This window comes from Leucobacter insecticola, from assembly GCF_011382965.1.
GTDB classification, from domain to species: Bacteria; Actinomycetota; Actinomycetes; order Actinomycetales; family Microbacteriaceae; genus Leucobacter; species Leucobacter insecticola.
In genome coordinates, this window is sequence record NZ_CP049934.1 from 330290 (window position 1) to 347857 (window position 17568).

19 protein-coding genes, 1 tRNA gene and 3 pseudogenes are annotated in these 17568 nt (G+C 63.6%); 11 read left to right on the plus strand and 12 right to left on the minus strand.

Translation table 11 applies throughout. From position 1 onward, the window contains the following. Window positions 1–73: 73 nt before the first annotated feature. Together G7067_RS01485 and G7067_RS01490 are read left to right on the plus strand one after the other, a co-directional pair. Window positions 74–1447: a TrkH family potassium uptake protein gene (locus tag G7067_RS01485; RefSeq protein WP_166325585.1), complete on the plus strand. Its 1374-nt coding sequence runs from the start codon at window positions 74–76 to the stop codon at window positions 1445–1447. Continuing rightward, window positions 1440–2105, plus strand: a complete 666-nt coding sequence (locus G7067_RS01490; RefSeq protein WP_166321434.1) for a potassium channel family protein — start codon at window positions 1440–1442, stop codon at window positions 2103–2105. Before G7067_RS01485 ends, G7067_RS01490 begins: the two co-directional genes overlap by 8 nt. A gap of 20 nt (window positions 2106–2125) precedes the next feature. Here G7067_RS01490 and proC read toward each other — a convergent pair whose 3' ends face one another. Next, the gene (proC, locus tag G7067_RS01495; RefSeq protein ID WP_166321436.1) at window positions 2126–2995 is read right to left on the minus strand and encodes a pyrroline-5-carboxylate reductase; all 870 of its coding nucleotides are present in this window, start codon (window positions 2993–2995) and stop codon (window positions 2126–2128) included. A 364-nt stretch (window positions 2996–3359) separates the two neighbouring features. On the opposite strand from proC, the gene G7067_RS01500 reads away from it, so the two are divergent. After that, a complete protein-coding gene (locus G7067_RS01500) occupies window positions 3360–4322 on the plus strand; it encodes a cation diffusion facilitator family transporter (protein ID WP_166321438.1) in 963 nt (320 codons plus the stop codon). A 135-nt stretch (window positions 4323–4457) separates the two neighbouring features. Here the strand turns inward: G7067_RS01500 and tadA are convergent, their stop codons facing one another. Next, complete coding sequence (gene tadA, locus G7067_RS01505) at window positions 4458–4892, minus strand: tRNA adenosine(34) deaminase TadA (protein ID WP_166321440.1); 435 nt, start codon at window positions 4890–4892, stop codon at window positions 4458–4460. A gap of 55 nt (window positions 4893–4947) precedes the next feature. Here tadA and upp point away from each other — a divergent pair, with 55 nt between their 5' ends. The 3 genes and pseudogenes from upp to G7067_RS15095 all read left to right on the plus strand — a co-directional run bounded on the left by upp (window position 4948) and on the right by G7067_RS15095 (window position 7606). After that, window positions 4948–5583 (plus strand): uracil phosphoribosyltransferase, encoded by a 636-nt coding sequence (upp, locus tag G7067_RS01510; RefSeq protein ID WP_166321442.1) that lies wholly within the window; start codon window positions 4948–4950, stop codon window positions 5581–5583. 368 nt (window positions 5584–5951) lie between these two features. Beyond that, window positions 5952–6655: pseudogene (locus tag G7067_RS01515) on the plus strand (winged helix-turn-helix domain-containing protein). 438 nt (window positions 6656–7093) lie between these two features. Then, window positions 7094–7606 carry a magnetosome magnetite crystal formation protein family gene (locus tag G7067_RS15095; RefSeq protein ID WP_166321444.1) on the plus strand — a complete coding sequence of 171 codons (513 nt, stop codon included), beginning with the start codon at window positions 7094–7096 and terminating at the stop codon, window positions 7604–7606. Here the strand turns inward: G7067_RS15095 and G7067_RS01525 are convergent. Continuing rightward, window positions 7492–7845, minus strand: coding sequence for a TIGR02611 family protein (locus G7067_RS01525; protein ID WP_244301180.1), 354 nt, complete (start codon window positions 7843–7845; stop codon window positions 7492–7494). The two genes, G7067_RS15095 and G7067_RS01525, sit on opposite strands and share 115 nt — an antisense overlap. Window positions 7846–7931: 86 nt before the next feature. Between G7067_RS01525 and G7067_RS01530 the strand changes: the two are divergent. The 3 genes and pseudogenes from G7067_RS01530 (at window position 7932) to G7067_RS01540 (ending at window position 10197) form a co-directional block, all read left to right on the plus strand. Continuing rightward, a pseudogene (locus tag G7067_RS01530) lies at window positions 7932–9178 on the plus strand (pyridoxal phosphate-dependent aminotransferase). Window positions 9179–9265: 87 nt separating this feature from the next. Next, window positions 9266–9353: transfer RNA gene (locus G7067_RS01535), tRNA-Ser, on the plus strand. Between the two features lie 253 nt (window positions 9354–9606). Next, window positions 9607–10197, plus strand: a complete 591-nt coding sequence (locus G7067_RS01540) for a lipase (protein WP_244301181.1) — start codon at window positions 9607–9609, stop codon at window positions 10195–10197. 49 nt (window positions 10198–10246) lie between these two features. On the opposite strand, the gene G7067_RS01545 is transcribed toward G7067_RS01540, so the two are convergent. Continuing rightward, a complete protein-coding gene (locus tag G7067_RS01545) occupies window positions 10247–11098 on the minus strand; it encodes a glycosyltransferase (protein WP_244301182.1) in 852 nt (283 codons plus the stop codon). An 11-nt stretch (window positions 11099–11109) separates the two neighbouring features. Beyond that, window positions 11110–11364: pseudogene (locus G7067_RS15100) on the minus strand (glycosyltransferase); the annotation flags it as partial. Here G7067_RS15100 and G7067_RS13960 point away from each other — a divergent pair. Beyond that, complete coding sequence (locus G7067_RS13960; RefSeq protein WP_244301183.1) at window positions 11326–11472, plus strand: hypothetical protein; 147 nt, start codon at window positions 11326–11328, stop codon at window positions 11470–11472. The pseudogene G7067_RS15100 and the gene G7067_RS13960 overlap by 39 nt on opposite strands. Here the strand turns inward: G7067_RS13960 and G7067_RS01550 are convergent. Next, a complete protein-coding gene (locus G7067_RS01550) occupies window positions 11469–12689 on the minus strand; it encodes a glycosyltransferase (protein ID WP_166321448.1) in 1221 nt (406 codons plus the stop codon). The genes G7067_RS13960 and G7067_RS01550 overlap by 4 nt on opposite strands. A gap of 120 nt (window positions 12690–12809) precedes the next feature. Then, window positions 12810–14045, minus strand: a complete 1236-nt coding sequence (locus G7067_RS01555; protein ID WP_166321450.1) for an MFS transporter — start codon at window positions 14043–14045, stop codon at window positions 12810–12812. Between the two features lie 134 nt (window positions 14046–14179). Here G7067_RS01555 and G7067_RS01560 point away from each other — a divergent pair, with 134 nt between their 5' ends. Beyond that, window positions 14180–14491, plus strand: coding sequence for a helix-turn-helix domain-containing protein (locus G7067_RS01560; RefSeq protein ID WP_166321452.1), 312 nt, complete (start codon window positions 14180–14182; stop codon window positions 14489–14491). Window positions 14492–14512: 21 nt separating this feature from the next. Here G7067_RS01560 and G7067_RS01565 read toward each other — a convergent pair whose 3' ends face one another. Genes G7067_RS01565 through G7067_RS01580 form a run of 5 tightly spaced genes read right to left on the minus strand, consistent with a single transcriptional unit; the run spans window position 14513 to window position 17544 of the window. After that, window positions 14513–15496 carry a class I SAM-dependent methyltransferase gene (locus tag G7067_RS01565; protein ID WP_341872850.1) on the minus strand — a complete coding sequence of 328 codons (984 nt, stop codon included), beginning with the start codon at window positions 15494–15496 and terminating at the stop codon, window positions 14513–14515. Next, window positions 15493–15654, minus strand: a complete 162-nt coding sequence (locus tag G7067_RS14780; RefSeq protein ID WP_341872851.1) for a hypothetical protein — start codon at window positions 15652–15654, stop codon at window positions 15493–15495. The genes G7067_RS01565 and G7067_RS14780 overlap by 4 nt, the downstream gene beginning before the upstream one ends. Beyond that, a complete protein-coding gene (locus G7067_RS01570) occupies window positions 15639–16064 on the minus strand; it encodes a heat shock protein transcriptional repressor HspR (protein WP_244301184.1) in 426 nt (141 codons plus the stop codon). The genes G7067_RS14780 and G7067_RS01570 overlap by 16 nt, the downstream gene beginning before the upstream one ends. A 21-nt stretch (window positions 16065–16085) precedes the next feature. Further along, the gene (locus G7067_RS01575; protein WP_166321454.1) at window positions 16086–17048 is read right to left on the minus strand and encodes a DnaJ C-terminal domain-containing protein; all 963 of its coding nucleotides are present in this window, start codon (window positions 17046–17048) and stop codon (window positions 16086–16088) included. Further along, a complete protein-coding gene (locus G7067_RS01580) occupies window positions 17041–17544 on the minus strand; it encodes a nucleotide exchange factor GrpE (protein ID WP_244301185.1) in 504 nt (167 codons plus the stop codon). Before G7067_RS01580 ends, G7067_RS01575 begins: the two co-directional genes overlap by 8 nt. Window positions 17545–17568: the final 24 nt, after the last annotated feature.

The window sequence follows — 17568 nt, forward strand, 5'->3', positions numbered from 1 at the left end:
AGGAGCCGTGAGGGCACTCGCAGCGAGCCGTCGGGCCTCCGCCCCGCTCGCACAGAAGACCTGGATCAACTCACTGATCCAGTCTTCGCCGCCGCGGTTTGCGCTGCTCGTCTTCACCGCGCTCATCATGCTCTGGACGGCACTGCTTTCGATGCCGTTTTCGAGCCGCACCGGTGAGATCACCCCGCTCGCCGACGCCCTCTTCACGGCGGTCTCGGCGATCTGCGTGACGGGCCTGTCGACGCTTGACATGTCGACGCACTGGTCCTTCATCGGCGAGATCCTGATCCTCGGCGGCATCCAGATCGGCGGCATCGGTGTGCTGACGCTCGCAAGCATCCTTGGCCTCACTGTGACGCGACGCCTGGGCCTCCGCCAGCGTCTACTTGCTGCGAGCGACACCAATCCCATGCGCATGGGGAAGGGCGTATCCGAGAGCCAGGCGGTGGGACTCGGCGAGATCGGCGGGCTTCTCGCGGCTGTCGCAACGAGCCTGATCGTGATCGAGCTATTGCTCACTGCACTGATCCTCCCGACGCTGTTGGGAGCAGGGTATGGTTTCTGGCACGCACTGTGGAATAGCTTTTACTTGGCCGCCTCTGCATTCACGAACACCGGTTTTGTGCCTTTGCAGGGCGGGCTTGAGCCGCTCGTCGACAACTACTTCTTTCTGAGCGTCATCGCGATCGGAGTCTTTCTCGGGGCAATCGGCTTCCCCGTTATTTTTGCGTTATACCGCTACGTCATTGGTCGCGGCTGGCGAACGCACAAGAGGTTGGGGCTGCACACCAAACTCACTCTCGGGACCACACTGATCCTGGTTGTTTTTGGTTGGCTTGCCATTTCCGCGCTCGAGTGGAACAACGCGCGCACCCTCGGATCGCAGGATCTGGGCCAGACGCTCTTCAACTCGGGGTACATGTCAATCATGACGCGTTCGGGCGGCCTCGGCATCGTCGACCCCGCAGAGATGAACGGCTCCACACTCTTGGTGATCGACATGTTGATGTTTGTGGGCGGCGGATCAGCATCCACCGCTGGCGGCATCAAGGTCACGACACTCGCAGTGCTCTTCCTCGCGGCCTATGCCGAGGCTCGAGGCTACCAGGATATGCAGGCCTTCGACCGGCGGATCCCCAATGAAGTCTTGCGCGTTGCAGTCTCGGTGTTCATTTGGGGGGTCACAATTGTGCTGGTGTCGGCGGTAGCGCTGATGCATATGACGGGCAAGCCTTTGGATACGGTGCTGTTTGAGGTCATCTCCGCGTTCGGAACGTGTGGGTTGTCTACTGGGCTTTCCGAGTCGCTCCCCGACGCTGGCAAATATGTTCTCGCTGCCACAATGTGGGCGGGCCGTGTCGGCACGGTGACCCTCGCCGCCGCGGTTGCCGCGACCAGCCGCTCTCGCATGTTCCGCCTCCCTGAAGAAAGGCCGATCGTTGGTTGATATTCGAAGTGATGCTCCGGTCATTGTGATCGGCCTTGGCCGGTTCGGTGCCTCCACCGCCGGTCAACTCGACCGCCAGGATCGCGAGGTCTTGGTGGTGGACACGGATCCCGCGCTCGTGCAGAAGTGGGCGGATCGGGTGACGCACGCGGTCCAGGCCGACGCGAGGTCGATGGAGGCGCTGCGCCAAATCGGGGCCGACGAGTTTCAGATCGCCGTCGTGGCCACCGGAGCGTCCATAGAGTCGAGCGTGCTCATTGCCGCAAACCTCGTCGATCTGGGGATCCCGCAGATTTGGGCGAAAGCCATTTCCGCGTCGCACGGCAAGATCCTCGAGCGGATCGGCGTCAACCACGTCATCTACCCTGAACGCGAAGCCGGCGAACGTGTCGCGCACCTCCTCAGCGGCAGCATGCTCGACTTCATCCAGTTCGACGACAACTACGTCATCGTGAAAATGTATCCGCCGCGATCGATCCGGGGCCGCTCACTCGCCGACAGCGGCGTGCGCACACGCTACCGGGTAACCGTGGTGGGGGTCAAAGCTCCTGGCCAACCCTTCTCGCACGCAACCCAGGAAACGGTGATCTCCCCGCACGATCTCATCATCGTGTCGGGCACCGCCGCCGATGTGGAACGCTTCGCGACGATCGGTTAGCGCACGGACACCTGCGCGGACTATTCCGCGGCGAGCTCTTCTGAGCGACGCACGTTTGCGGCGAGCGCCCGGTCGAAAAGCTCGGCCCAGCCGGCGGCCTGCAGCACGTTCAACGCCTGCTCGGTCGTACCCTTCGGGCTGGTCACGTTGCGTCGGAGCTGGGTCGGATCCTCGTCGCTTCGCGCCATGAGTTCGGCGGCGCCCGCGATAGTCCCCTGCGCGAGCAGGCTGGCTTGCTCGCGATCAAAGCCGAGGCGGATCGCGGCGGCCGTCATCTCCTCCGCAAAGAGGTAGAGGTAGGCGGGGCCGGATCCCGACACCGCCCCGACAGCGTTGATCTGTTCTTCCGTCACCACGAGCACCGATCCCACGGTCTCAAAAAGCCTGCGCACGGTCGCAATCGCGTCGGCGCTCGCGGATACGCCGCCCGCGATACCGGTGACCCCGCGGCCGATCAGCGAGGGCGTGTTTGGCATCGCGCGGACCACCGAAACGCTCTCGGGCAGGACCTCTTCGATCTTCCGGGTCGGCACGCCCGCGGCGACGCTCACCACGATTGCGCCGGGCTCGAGCGCATCGGCGATCTCCCGCGCGACATCGATGATCGCCCACGGCTTGACCCCGAGAATCACGAGGCCGGCACCCTGCACCGCCCGCTGGTTCGCATCCGCGGTCGCCTCCGCGGCAAAGACCACCAGGTCCCCGGCCCCCTCAAACGCAGCCGCGCTCGCTGCGGAGTGTGTGGTGACCGCAATCGGACGCTCGATCCGCACCGCGGGATCCCGAAGCCCCGCAAGAATCGCACCCCCCATCGACCCAACACCAATGATCGCGGTGCGGGGAAGGGAGGTTTGCGGTGCTGCCGCGGTGTGCGCTGTGCTCTGACTCATTCCCCCAGTCTACGATCGTCGCTCCCTCTCTCCTTCCCTCCCTCAGTCCTTCCCTCGCGTGTGCACAGACTGTCGTTATGGGCGCGCAGAAGAACCAACTGCGCACACACGAGTGGGTGTGCAGACGTCGGGGATTCCCCTCCTCTGGTGCCCCGTGTCGCAAATTCGCTTCACATATCCCGGCACTCCCGCGGCGCATCACGTCGTTGTCGTCACTCGACGATGCAACGGCATCGCCTCACTCCTCCGCCTCGCGCCGCATCCACCGGAGCACCGGGATCTGCAAAGCAACTTGCGACACAGGACACTAGACTGTGGCGTATCACGGGTCACGATGACCCGCACTCTCGGGAGGCAGTTGATCATGAGCGCGTCCGGCGGCAACAAGGCGATCATCGCGGCATTTCTCGCCAACATGGGGATCGCGGTCACCAAGTTCATCGCCTGGGCGTTTTCCGGTTCGTCCTCCATGCTCGCCGAGGGCGTGCACTCCCTTGCTGATTCCGGCAATCAACTGCTGCTGCTCCTCGGAGGCCGCCGCGCACGCAAGGCCGCCGACAAGGACCACCCCTTTGGGCACGGGCGCGTGCGCTACGTCTACGCCTTTATCGTTGCCGTGGTGCTGTTCTCCGTCGGCGGCGTGTTCTCGGTGTACGAGGGCATCGGAAAGATTCGGCACCCTCACCCGCTCGAGGTGTGGTGGCTGCCGCTGCTCGTATTGGGCGTCGCGATCGTCCTCGAAAGCTTCTCGCTGCGAACCGCGGTTCGTGAGAGTAAGCCCCTCAAGGGGTCGCTGAGCTGGCGCCAGTTTATTCAGCGCTCGAAAGCACCCGAGCTGCCCGTGGTGCTGATGGAAGACATCGCGGCGCTGCTGGGGCTAGTGATCGCCTTCATCGGGGTCGGCCTGACGGTAGTCACCGGCAACGGCCTGTTCGACGGCATCTCGACCGTCGCGATTGGCGTGCTCCTCGTGCTCGTCGCGCTGGTCGTGGGCATGAAGGTGAAGAGCCTCCTCGTCGGAGAGGGCGCCAGCGAGGAAGACGTCGCGAACATCGAGGCAGCGATCCTCGCGTCCAAAGATATCGACCGCATCATCCACATGAAGACGCTCTATCTGAGCCCGGACGAGTTCATGGTCGGGGCGAAGGTCAGCCTTCAGGCGAGCTGCACCATGCACGAAGTCTCGGTGATCATCAATCTCGCTGAGCGTCGGATCCGGGAAGCGGTACCCGCTGCGAAGACCATCTACCTGGAACCGGATGTCTACCTGGATCCGAACGCGACCGTACCCACCACGAGCTCGATCGTGATGCTCTCCAGCGACTAGTGTCCCCGCCGATAGAGTACGCGCTATACACCGCCGGCTGAGCGAGCGCTAGCGAGCGGCGTGCTGAGTTTGTCGAAGTGTCGAAACCTTGTGATTTCGACTCGGCTGGCGACTCGCTCAATCGGCGGAGGGGCCCTACCTGCGCTCCGCGAAGAACCGTTCCAGCAGCGCCGCGCACTCGCCCGCGCGCACCCCGGCAACGACCTCCGGCACCGGATGGGGAAGTCTGCCGTCGCGCAGCAGATCGTAGACGCTCCCGGCGGCGCCCGCTTTCTCATCCCAGGCGCCGAACACCACCCGGCCCACCCGCGCCGCAAGGATCGCCCCCGCGCACATCACGCACGGTTCAAGGGTGACCACCAGGGTGCAGTCGCTCAGGATCCGATCCTGGCGCGCTATCGCAGCGGCCCGCAGTGCCAGAATCTCAGCGTGACCAGTGGGATCCAGCGCAGCCTCTCGCGTGTTGTGGCCGGCCGCAATCACCTCGCCGTCGGGCCCCAAAAGCACCGCGCCAACTGGGATCTCGCCGCTGTCTGCCGCACGTCGAGCTTCCGTTAACGCCAATTCCATTGCGGCACGTTCCGCCGTGGACGGGGGATAGTCATCACGACAATAGAATAGGCGTATGCGAGTCTTCGTTGCGGATCATCCCCTCATCACCCACAAGCTGACGGTGCTCCGCGACGTCCACACACCGCAGCCGACGTTCCGGGCGCTGATCGAAGAGTTGATGACGCTCCTCGCCTACGAGGCGACACGCGAGGTGCGGGTCGAACCGCGAGAGATTGTCACGCCCGTGGCTCCGACCACTGGCGTCTGCCTCAGCCATCCTCTCCCCCTGATTGTGCCGATCCTGCGCGCGGGGCTCGGCATGCTCGAGGGCATGGTGAAGCTTGTTCCCACCGCCGAAGTCGGGTTCCTCGGGATGGTGCGCGACGAAGAGACGCTCGAACCGACGACATACGCGGAACGCCTACCCGAAGACCTTTCGGGTCGCCAGTGCTTCGTGCTCGATCCAATGCTCGCGACGGGTGGATCGCTCGCGGCGGCCATCCAGTTCCTGTTCGACCGTGGCGCCGACGATGTTACGGCGATCTGCGTGTTGGGTACCCCCGAGGGTGTCGAGGCGCTGCGCGCAGCTGCCGGCGACCGCAAGGTCACGCTGGTGCTTGGCGCGCTCGACGAGGGACTCAATGAGCACGCGTACATCGTGCCGGGCCTCGGCGACGCGGGCGATCGCCTGTACGGCACCGCCGGCTAACAGACGCCAGTCGGCAACTCATTTGCCCGGGATACTTGACACCCGGCGTACTGATTTGCTTAGATGTGATCTATGCATACATCCATTCATCCCCTGTCCGCCTTCGAGGTGAACAAAGGGAATACCGGCATGATGATGGCCGGTCAGGGTGGTATGCGCTGTCGAATGTGCATGTAACGGGACTATTGCCCGCGTAGCGCTCTCTGAAAGACGCTACGCTTCGCGTGAGTTTCACTCCGCACTCCCCTCGACCTCTCGCGAGTCTTCGCAGGTCAACTCTATGTACGCGGTTCAGCCATAGCGGCGCCGCACTCTCGCACGATGTCGGATCTCCACTCCGATCGCGAGCCCAGCACAAGGACATCATCATGAGCACCATTACCGCTACCCCCAACACGCTTCGCACCGCACGCCCCGATCTCACCGCGAACATTGCTGCCCCCGCAGCCCCGGAACGCAACGTCCCAGAAGGCACCGAGGTTCGCGGCTTCGCACTCTACGTCGGCCTCGCCGACAACAAGCTCAGCGAGGGGATCCCAAGCTCGGCGCTATCGTCACGCAGATCAAGCAGCTCGTCGCACAGCTCGCCCCCGCCGCAGAAACCTATGCCGCAGTCGCACTCGCGCCCGAAGGCACTGGTGGCCGCGACGTCGACGTTGTGCGGCTCGCACTCGGAGAGCCCGCAGCACACGCACGGCAGAAACAGGGCAGCGTCGACGAGCAGGATCGAGCTCCGAGCGGCGTGATCCTGGATCTCTCACGCAAGCGCGTCCTGCTCGACAACGTCCCCGCCGCCCTCACCTTCCGCGAGTTTGAGCTGCTGCAGTTTCTCGTGCTCCGCGAGGGACGCACCATTAGCCGTGACGAACTCATCACCGCGCTGTGGACGGGCGCCGAGGGCGAAGAGATCCCGAACGAACGAACGATCGATGTGCACGTACGTCGCCTACGGGTAAAGCTTGCGCAGTATCAAGACATCGTGCGTACCGTGCGTGGCACCGGCTACCGTTTCGACCGCCACGCAGACGTCTCGATCCTCCACACCGCGAGTCCGAGCCCGGATATTTTCTAGATCTTGTGTAACGCTTCTCACCCCGCCGTGTGAAGCGCTTCTACAGCGCCCCGCCCTGCGGTAACGTCAGTAGTACGCAATATTTCCATAAAGGAGACCAAGATGACTACGTTGCCCCCGAGGGTGCTGACGGCCAGGAGACTGGGGGACAGCCCACGAACGATTCCCCGCTGCCTCCAGTAGTTCCGCCCGCACCACCTGCCCCGCCTCAGATGCCCCGGCTCCTCCAGCTCCTCAGTACCAGGCACCGCCGGCACCGCCGGCACCGCCGGCACCACAGGCACCACAGGCACCACCCCAGGCGCCGCAGTACCAGGCACCAGCTCCCGGTGGATACCAAGCACCGCCCCAGGTGGATATCAAGCGCCGCCACCCGGCTACGCACCTCAACCGGTCTCAGATCCGGCAAGCAACATCACGCTGAACTACTGGCTGTCGGTGTTCTTCACCTGGATCCCGGCACTCATCTTCTTCCTCATTGAAAAGGACAAGGGCAACCCCCACGTTCGCGCTTACCACGCCGACAACCTGAACTTCTCGCTGATGCGGGTTGGAATCTGGATAGTCATATACGTCTTGGGATGGATCCCCTACATCGGGTGGCTCATCGGTCTCGTACTGTGGATTGGAGTGTTCGTGTTCTTTGTCTTCCACATCATTGCGGCAGCGAAGGCCCCGAGGCCTTCCGCCGCGGTGAGAAGCCGCCGTTCATCTTCAACATTCCGATGGTCAAGTAACAGCGCTTCTGAGATCACGAAAGGCCCGGGCTTCGGCTCGGGCCTTTCGTGCGTTTGGGGCGTTTGGGGCGTGGCGACTCGGCGCGAAGAGGTGCGCGCTTACCCGGGCTCGACGAGGCGCCGCTCTCGGCGCTGTGCTCGCCAAGTGCTCCAGCGTTCCCAAAATCGAGCGAGTGCTGCCCGCAACCACCCGAGCACCCGCCGTGCCCAGTGATACTCGCTGCCGAGTAGCGTGAGGCCGACGAACACAATCAGCCATCCGGGACCGGGAAGTGGCACCAAAATCAGCCCAACGACAATGATCACGATCCCGAGCAGGGTAACCAGGATCTTATACACGATATTCAGCCAAGGGTATTGGCGGATCGCACTCCGCCAGCGCCCCATCCACCGACCGAGCAGACGGCTCATCAGTCTGGCCCGGGTCGCATCCTCGGCGTGTGGGTTTCCCATAGGTCCCGAGCGTAGAACCATAAACTGAAAAACTTCCGCGGGCAGGCTCCGCGCTCCAACAGCCTTCGGCGCCATACACTTGAGACGTGAACTCCCGATGGCGCAACGTAGCGGAGGCGGCAGGTCTCGCCTCCTCCGATGGAACAGTCCGGCCGACGATCTTTGCCGAGATGACGGCGCTGGCAACGAGTACTGGTGCGGCGAATCTTGGGCAGGGGTTTCCCGATGCCGACGGCCCGGAGTGGATCCGCGAGGCGGCAGTTCAGGCCATCCGCGACGGCGCAAATCAGTACCCGCCGGGACGCGGGATCCCGCAGCTGCGCGCCGCAATCGCTGAGCACCAGAGGCGACACTACGGCATATCTCGCGACCCGAGCGTGAAGTGCTGGTGACCGCGGGAGCCACCGAGGCCATTGCCGCGGCGGTTCTCGCGCTTTCGGGTCCGGGCGACGAAGTGCTCACAATCGAGCCGTTTTACGATTCATACGCGGCCGGGATCGCGATGGCCGGCGCGACGCACGTGACGGTGCCGCTCGAGCCAGGCGAGTCCGGGTTCAGGTTGAATGTCAATGCGCTCCGTGCCGCGGTGACCGATCGCACCCGATTGATACTCCTCAACACCCCGCACAACCCGACCGGGACCGTGCTGACGGATGAGGAACTCCAGCACATCGCCGAAGCCGCCGTGAGCGCAGACGCGATTGTAATCACCGACGAAGTATACGAGCACCTCACGTTTGACGGACAGGTGCACCGACCGTTTACAACCATGCCCGGCATGGCGGAGCGCACGCTCAGCATCTCTTCGGCGGGCAAGACCTTTTCTCTTACCGGCTGGAAAATCGGTTGGGTCTGTGGGCCGGAGGCCCTGATCGAGGCGGTACTGGCAGTCAAGCAGTACCTCACCTACTCCGGTGGCGCCCCGTTCCAGCCCGCAATTGCCCGGGCGCTCACCGAGGGTGAGCAAGACATCGTGGCGCTTCGCGAATCGCTGAGCAAGCGGCGGGATCTCCTCGTCGCCGGACTCCGCGAGAGCGGGCTCGAGGTGGTAGTGCCTGGCGGCACCTACTTTGTGTGCGCCGATGCGACACCGTTTCTGAACGAGGCGGTCCCCGACGGGGCCGCGTTCGCACGGATGCTTCCCGCGCGGGTGGGCGTAGCCTGCGTGCCGGTCTCCGCGTTTTGCAGGGAGGGATCCGCCACGGCCGATGCCCTCGCCTCCTGGGTGAGATTCACCTTTGTGAAGGACGAGGCCACCCTGCGGCGCGCAATCAGGCAGTTGCGGGGGCTGCTCTCCGCCGAACCTGCCGTTCATCAGCGAGACTGCGGTTAGGAACGGCAGTCTCGGCGGTGGAAGGCAGTCTCGCTGCCGGATGAGGCAAGGTGCAAGCTCAGGATCGTTCCGTGTAGGATGGTTCACGGAAGTATGTCCGAGTGGCCTAAGGAGCACGCTTGGAAAGCGTGTAGGGTGCAAGCCCTCGCAGGTTCGAATCCTGTTACTTCCGCCAGAAGTGAAGCCCCGAGATTACTCCGGGGGCTTCACCATTTCTGTCTCAAGTCCCCAGTTGCGCGCCGTTGCTTTCCTGAAAACTTGCAGCAGAGTCCACAGAATTTCTTCGTTGGACTTGTAAAGTAACGGAACGGTAACGCATACTAGATGAGGCGCGTGGGCCAGGCCCCGCGTCTTTATGTTGGACAACCCTCGGAGTTTTACGCGTGAGAGTACCTGTCAAGGCGTTTGTGGTTACACTGATCACTTCCGTGACCTTCGCCTTAGGCGCAGCCCCAGCGGTCGCCACCCCTCCAATCGAAGACTTCTCACCGGTCGCCGCAGTGCAGCCCACCGTGAATCTTTCACAATCGCTCGACACGACCCCTGACCCAATCGCAGGCGAGGCAATCGATTCCCTGCTCGAGCTGGATCCGCGTTCCGACGTCCCTCACCACTTTGATGTCACAGCCACGATTGCGCTCGCAGAGAGCGAAGTCGGTACGAGCCGCCCGACCGGGTGGAGCCAGCCCGGCGAGTGCATCATGTCAGCGCAGCGCTGGATCCGCGCGGGCGGCGGAAACTGGGTAGGTGGCGGAGACCCTGTCTCAAACTACAACACCGCCACTCGCATGACCCTCGCCGCGGCCGCCCCCGGCGACATCATCCAGTACGAAAACATCAGCTCCCCGACCTCTTGGGTGACCGGAGTACACACAGTGCTCATTACCGCAGTGCATACGGACGGCACCTTTTCCATCGTCGAGTCGAATAATCCCGGCGGATCAGGGCTTGTCAGCAAGAACGACAGCTGGACCCCGGCTCCTCCGGCAGGCTTCCAGGCCGTCGTCTGGCGTTTCTAAGCACTACGGTGTTCGATAGCCTGCTTGATTTCGACTCGGCAAGCCTCGCTCAATCGGCGGTAAGGGCCCGCTCGTAGAGCGCAAGCATCGAACCACTCTGCGTAGACTGCAGAAACCGTTGCGATTCCGCAGCATCCACTCGAAGTGCTTCCGTACCGAACCCCTCAGAAAGCTCTGCTACCGCACGCTGCAGCGCCACAGCAAGATCAGCGACGCTAGGACCTGCTACCCTCCACTCCGGACTCACGGACACGTCATCGGCAATCTCGGGGTCAGAGAAGATTGTCGGGGTTCCGAGAGCCGCGGCCTCAACCGGGGTAAGCCCCTGCGTTTCGAAACCAATGGAAGTCTGCACGAGCGCATCCGCATCGTGGATCGCCGCCAGCGCCTCGGGATAGGACACAGGCCCCGGGATGCTCACCCGGTCGTCCAACCCCAGCTCTGCAATGCGCTTGGTCACTCGAGGCAGTAACAGTCCAGCGCCATGCAGAGAGACGTCGGCGTCGATCCCGGACTGAGCTATTGCCTCGATGAATTCGAGGATCCGCTTCTCCTGGCTCATCCGCCCGAGCCAGACGAGCTTGGGCCGAGTGCGGGGGCTTCGCTGCTGTGCAAGCACCCCAGCAATCGCCTCGTCATCGACCCCGTTCGGAGTCACCACAATGTCTGTCGCAACCCCGTGGGTGCGCAGCGCTTCAGCAAAGTGGGCGGACGGCGCCGTAACGATCTTTGCCTCCGCGGCCAGCTCTGCGAGGTAGCGCCAAGAACCGCGGGCAGAGTGCGACACTCGGGAACCCCGATACCGCCCAAGCGCCAGAGCCCGCCACACGCGCAGGCCTCCAAACACAAACGGTGCGACCGGCGTAACCGCGCGCGTGCCCTCGTCAACATGGTTGTGCATCGTATGAACAATGGGCACCTTGAGACCCCGCGCGGCGCGAATGCCGATGAGCGCCCCCAGAAGTCTCCCTGAACGTGCACGAGATCAACTCTCGGCAGCTTCCTTAGCGCGCGAGCAAGCGCGCGGTCCGTGCGTGCCCCCGGCCAGCTGACTCCGTACTCGCGATCCGTCGTGATGGGCCAAGACGGCAACTCGATATACGCGTCCAAATCGCGAGCATCAGTCACGTGGCCTTCACGATGCAGCCTGGGTGCCGCAATCGTCACCCGATGCCCGGCCGCCTCGAGAAACTTTCTCTGCAGGCGCAGCGACACCTGCACACCGCCGAGCGAATCGGGGTGCTGGTCGGTGCAGATCAGTATGTGCATACTTAGCCGGGGATGGGCTCATCGCGGTACAGCGCCTCAAAAGTGTCGAGGGTGCGGTCAATGTCGTGGACTTTCACGGTGTCGAGCGATGCGTGCTGCATCCGCAAGTACTCGTCGCGCGGCATCCGCAAGATCTTCTCAATACGCTCCGCAAGCTCGCGATCATTGCCCGGTTGGAACAGGAAGCCGTTCTCTCCGTCGTGCACGAGGTGGGGAAGCGCCATCGCGTCGGCGGCAACGACGGGAAGCCCTGATGCCATGGCTTCCATCGTCGCGATCGACTGCAGCTCTGCGACCGAGGCAATCACAAAAATGCTCGCCTCGGTCAGAGAGGCCCGTAGTTCTTCATCACTCACACGACCCGTGAAGGTCACACGCGAGCTGACTCCGAGCTCATTCGCAAGCTTTTCCAGCTGCTTGCGTTGATCTCCGTCGCCCACAATCTTGAACGTCGCATTGAGCTCAGGATCGAGTCGCGTCAGCGCGCGCAGGATCACGTCGATCTCTTTCTCGAGGGTGACACGGCCGACGAACACCAGCTTGTTTTCACTGCGATCGGTGAGGTCCGCTGTGTAGTTCGAGGCGCGCAACCCACAGCTCACTGGGCGCACATTGCGGCGGTGAGTGTTGCGTTCAAGGAAGTCGGCGGCGCGCTGTGTCGGTGTGGTGACGGCGGAAGCGAGCTTCAGTACCCGATCCGCGTCCCGCCAGCCCCAGCGCACAAATGCTTGTTTTGCCCGCTCAGGGAGCAACGTAAAGTCAAGCACATTTTCGGGCATGACGTGGTTAGTCGCGACGATCCGGATCCCGCGCTTTGATCCTTCAATTGCGAGCGCCCGGCCGATCACAATGTGCGACTGAATATGGATGACGTCGGGACGCACCGCGTCGAGGAGCTTGCGGGCGTAACCGCGTGCTCGCCACGGTAGAACGAAACGCAGCCAATCGTGCGGGTACCAGCGCCAACTTGCCCAGCGATGCACGGTGAGCTGCTCGCCCTCAATATTCTCCACAAATGTGCCGGTCAGATTATGCCGGATCGAAGGTGCGACAACGTGTACGGTTTCGCCTCGCTGCACGAGGCCCGCGGCAAGGCGCTCGGCAAATCGGGCGGCGCCATTCACATCGGGCAAAAAGGTGTCGCAACCAATCAGAATACGAAGCGGTGCGGTGCGATCGGTGGTGCTCACGGTGTGCGGGAGTCCTTCGGTCGGGGAGGGCATCCCCCGGTGAGGAGGACGCTGTCAGGGCGTGCTAAACCTGCCCTTAAGTGTATGCAGCATCAGCGGGGAAATTCCCGAACGCCACCGAAAATGCGGGGACTCGATCATTATTTAGCAGGATTACTGCGAGTCGCGTCGCAGCCGCGGAATATAGCGCGGTACCCAACGCGCGAAGCCCGCCACTCCGATCACCGCGAGCACTCCAGCGGAAGCGCTCGCCAACGGAAGCGATGCGACGGCGATCGCCGACGCTGCGACGGGAGCCGCCGCCCCGCCGAAGTCCACAAGTGTGCGCCAGGCCGCGAGAAACGGTGCCGGGTTGCCCACGGGTGCGAGGTCCGCCCCGAGCGTCAGCACGATCCCGCTCGATAGCCCGTTGCCGAGACCGATCACAGTCGCTGCCGCAATCAACCAACCGGCGGCTCCCGGCACGTCATGGGTCAGGGAAAGCACGAGGAAGCTGAGCGCCATTGCGGCTGTTGCTGGCAGCGCCGCCCACAGCCTGCCGTAGCGATCCATCACCTGTCCACTCGTGTAGAACAGCGCGAAGTCAATTGCACCAGATAATCCCACGACGAGCGCGATCCCGGTCGCATCCATGCCGATCGAAACTCCCCAGAGCGGCAGCAACACGTCTTTCACTGAACGCAATCCCGAGAGGATCGCTGCGCACCCACCAACACGCAGCAGCGGGGCGCGCCCCTCCCTGATCGCTGCAAGGATCCCGCCGCGCGCCACCGTGATCGTTCCGGTGTCCGTCACCGTTACCGGAGGCGTAATGAGCCGTTCAGGATCGGGCGCAAATCCGACAAGGATCGCCGTGAACACCAGGCACGCGACGAACGCCCAGACCGCAGTGCCGGGTTCTCCCGTGAAAGCCATCACCCCTGCAGCCAGAAACGGGCCACCAAAGCGACCCATACGGTGCGAGCCACCGATCAGCGAGAGCGCCCGCGCTCTGAATCTGACGGGCACCCGAGTGGTCATGAACGAGTGCCGCGCGAGCCCAAAAGTTGCGGCGGAAAAGCCAGCAACAAAGACAGCGACACCGAGCATCGCCGGGTTTGGTGCGTACGCGATGCCGAGAGCCGCGAGCAGGGCTACCCCAGAGGCAATGAGCATGGCGATGCGTTCGCCGGCGCGCGACACCACCCAGCTCGCGGGTAGGTTTCCGGCGAGCTGGCCGACGACCACGGCGGAGGCGATGAACCCAGACAGCCCGAGCGTGGCTCCCATGTTGACGGCGATCACGGGGATCAGCGGCATGATTGCGAATTCACCAAGTGTGAAGAGAATTGTTGGCCCGTAAATGCTTGGGGCCAACTTCAGGAACAACCCGGAGTTCTCTTGAGACATGGTGGTTCAACACTAGCGCCGGCACAAGCTGCTGGCCACGCACGTTGCAGAATCAGGGCGTTTGTGACTTGAGCGTTTGTGATCAGGTAGCTTGCGATCTGGAGTTTCAAGCTTCGTTCTACCAGTCTTGTTGGGTGCCTAAAACCCACTCTGCTGCCGCCATCGAAATCGGTCGGCGTATTCGCGATGTGAGGCTTCAGCTCGGAATTTCCCTCGAAGACCTCGGTGAACTCGCGGAGATCGGCGCGACCAGCATCGGCAGGATTGAACGGGGCGTCTCGAGCCCCGCGGTCGAAACCATCATCCGGATCGCGGCCGCCCTCGAGGTAGAACCTGGACAGTTCCTGTCCGGCATCTCGCCTGACGACTACGGTGCCCGTGAACACAAGTTCACTGTGCGTGATCTGATCAAGGGACGGGACGGGTCTCACCAAGCACGCGCGTGACCGACGGTACGCGCTCGAGGGCTACCGCCGAATCGCCGACAGCACCGTAAAGGTGCGATCCCGCGCGACCTGCTGCACGGGACCAATCACGCGCTCTACCAGCGGCCGATAGCCCAGGTGCGAGTTGAGCACAAGGCGAAGCTCACCGCCCGGCGCGAGCGCGCGTGAGCAGGAGCGGATCAAGCGGTGCGCGACCCCGGTGTGCACCGTGGAGCCGCTATGGAACGGCGGATTCAATAGGATCAAGTCGGCCCAGCCATCCAGGATCGCCTCCGCACCGTCAGCACGATGCACGGCAACGCGCCCTGTGACACCTGCCGCTTCAGCCGTCGCGAGCGTCGCGGCGACGGCGGCCGCCGACTGATCCGTCGCAATCACCTGCGCGCGCGGGGAAGCGAGCGCCGCTGCAACGGCGAGCACCCCATTGCCGCACCCCAGATCGACAATCCGCTCAGCACCCATCATCGCGTCGCCGAGGCCTGCGAGCAGAAGCCGGCTGCCGTGGTCGAGCGTCGGCCCGCCGAAGGTGGCACCGTGCGCCGCGAGGCTGAACGAAAGGTCAGGATCCTCGCCCCAGCGAGGATAGCTGCTTGGGCCAACCGCTCGGGGGCCGGCGGCCGTCAGCACCCGAGCTTTGCGCCAGCCAAGCCCTGCACTCACTTCGGTAAAGGACCGGGCAAGCACCTCGTTCATGGCGAGGGTCATGTGTTTTACTCGCCCGCCGGCGAACACCGTGACGCTGGGATCCGCCCAGCGGGCGATCGCCGCCGCGATCTCATCGAGCGCATCGAGGCCGCGCGGTAGCTGCAACAACACCACCTTTGCGCCGCGCAGCAGATCCTCGTCCAGGGCATGCGAGGCGTAGCGATCCTGGAGCCCAAGACGCTCGGAATTCCGCGCGAGAGCTCGCTCACCGAGAAGTGGATCCTGGTGCGTGCGGATCCCGGAAACACCGGCGACGGCCGCGGCTCCCAGTGTGAGTGCGCCGTGACGATCGCCGATCACCACCAACTCGCCGGGTCCAAGCCCCCAAGTGCTGGGGCCGCCGTGCGCAGGATCAGTGTATCGGCGGCATCGTAGGCCTGGAGTTCCGGAGCGTCGAGATCGGGATCCCGGGATAAACCCTCAAAGAGTGTCGCAAGCGGGTCTACGGTTTCTTCCATACCACGACCTCGGCGTTGCGTCGCAAACGGGTGCCGCGGCGCACAGACACGACCTCCCCACCGCTCGAGCCCGCAGCGAATACTCGGCGATCCGAGCGATTCAGCATCTCCTGCGACAGCGCACGTTCGAGATCACGCACGCGGCCCTGAAGTTCGCGCACCTGATCCTCGAGCTGCAGCACGCGCCGAATACCCTCAAGACTCAGCCCCTCGGCGGAAAGCCGGGCCACCTCGCGGAGCTGCGCCACATCGTGCAGAGAGTAACGGCGAGTGTTGCCGCGGGTACGCTGCGGCGATACGAGACCTATGCGGTCGTACTGCCGCAGCGTCTGCGGGTGCATCTCGGCGAGTTCAGCGGCCGCCGCAATCGCAAATACGGGCGTGTATCGGTCCATTGCCTGTGTCGCCATGATGCCATCCTCCCCTGCTCGTTACCCGCGTGCCCGCGCAAGAAGGTCCTCACGCGGATTCTCCTTCGGCTCAACTTCGCGGAAGGCCTCAAGCGCGGCTCGAGCCTCTTCCGAAAGGTGCGAAGGAACAACCACCTGCACCTCGGCGAGTAAGTCGCCCGTGCCCTTAGAAGTTTTCACTCCGCGTCCCTTGACCCGCAGGATCCGGCCGCTCGGGGTTCCCGGCGGCACCTTCAGGCGCACCGGCTCTCCGCCGAGCGTCGGCACCTCGACCGTTGCGCCGAGCGTCGCCTCCGAAAACGTGACGGGCAGCTTCACACGAAGATGCTGACCATCCCGCTCAAACACCGGGTGCTTGCGCACGCTCACCGTCAGCAGGATGTCTCCGGCCGGGCCACCATTCGGGCTCGGATCGCCTTTGCCGCGCACCTTGATCTTCTGACCATCGGAAACGCCGGCAGGGATCTTCACCTTTACGGAACGGCTTTGAGCCTGCAGTGTCACGGTCTTTCCGGTGACTGCGGTCTCGAAATCGAGCGTGGTAGAGGCCTGAATGTCCCGGCCCTTCTGCGGGCCGCGGGGAGCACCGGCACCGCCGAACATGCCAAAGATGTCCTCAAAGCTCTGGCCGCCACCCTGCCGATAGCTGTACTGCTGACCGCGGCCGCCGGCGCCACCGAACATGCCGCCAAAGATGTCTTCGAAGCCTTGCCCGCCACCGCCGCCGGCAGTGAAGCGCGCACCTCCAGCGCCCATCGCACGAATCTGGTCGTACTCAGACCGCTGCTCCCTGTCGGAAAGCACCGAATACGCTTCGCTGATCTCCTTGAACCGCGCCTCCGCTTTCGCGTCCCCGGGGTTCGAGTCGGGGTGATAGGTGCGCGCCAGCTTTCGATAGACCTTCTTCAGCTCAGCCTCGTCGGCGTCTTTCGAGACGCCGAGAATCTGGTAGAAGTCCTTATCGAGCCAATCTTGACTAGCCATCTGCCCCCACCGCCACCGCTACTTTGGCGGGGCGCAACTCTACGTCTCCGAGGCGGTACCCCCGCTCGATCACATCTAATACAGTCTCCTGCTCGGTTCCAGGAACCGGGACCTGCGCGATCGCCTCGTGCAGCTGGGGATCGAAAGGCTCGCCCACCTCCCCGTAGCTTTCCAGCCCGAAACGCTCTACGGTCCCGCGCAGCTTTTGAGCGATCGTTGCAAACGCCGAACCCTCCTCGAGATCACCGTGCTTTTCAGCACGGTCCAGGTCATCGAGCACGGTGAGGAGCGAGCCGACCACGGCAGCGGTGGTCCGCTGCTTTTCCAGCTCGGCGTTGGATTCCGTGCGTTTGCGATAGTTCGCATACTCGGCCGTCACCCGACGCAGATCTTCGAGGTAGAAGTCCTTCGGGTCGTCGGGCTCGCCGGATTCTGCCTCCGCAGCGTCCGCAGCGATGGCGTCTTCGTTTTGCTCGGCACCCAAAATGTCGTCCACAGTGAGTCCCTCCTGCGGCTCGGA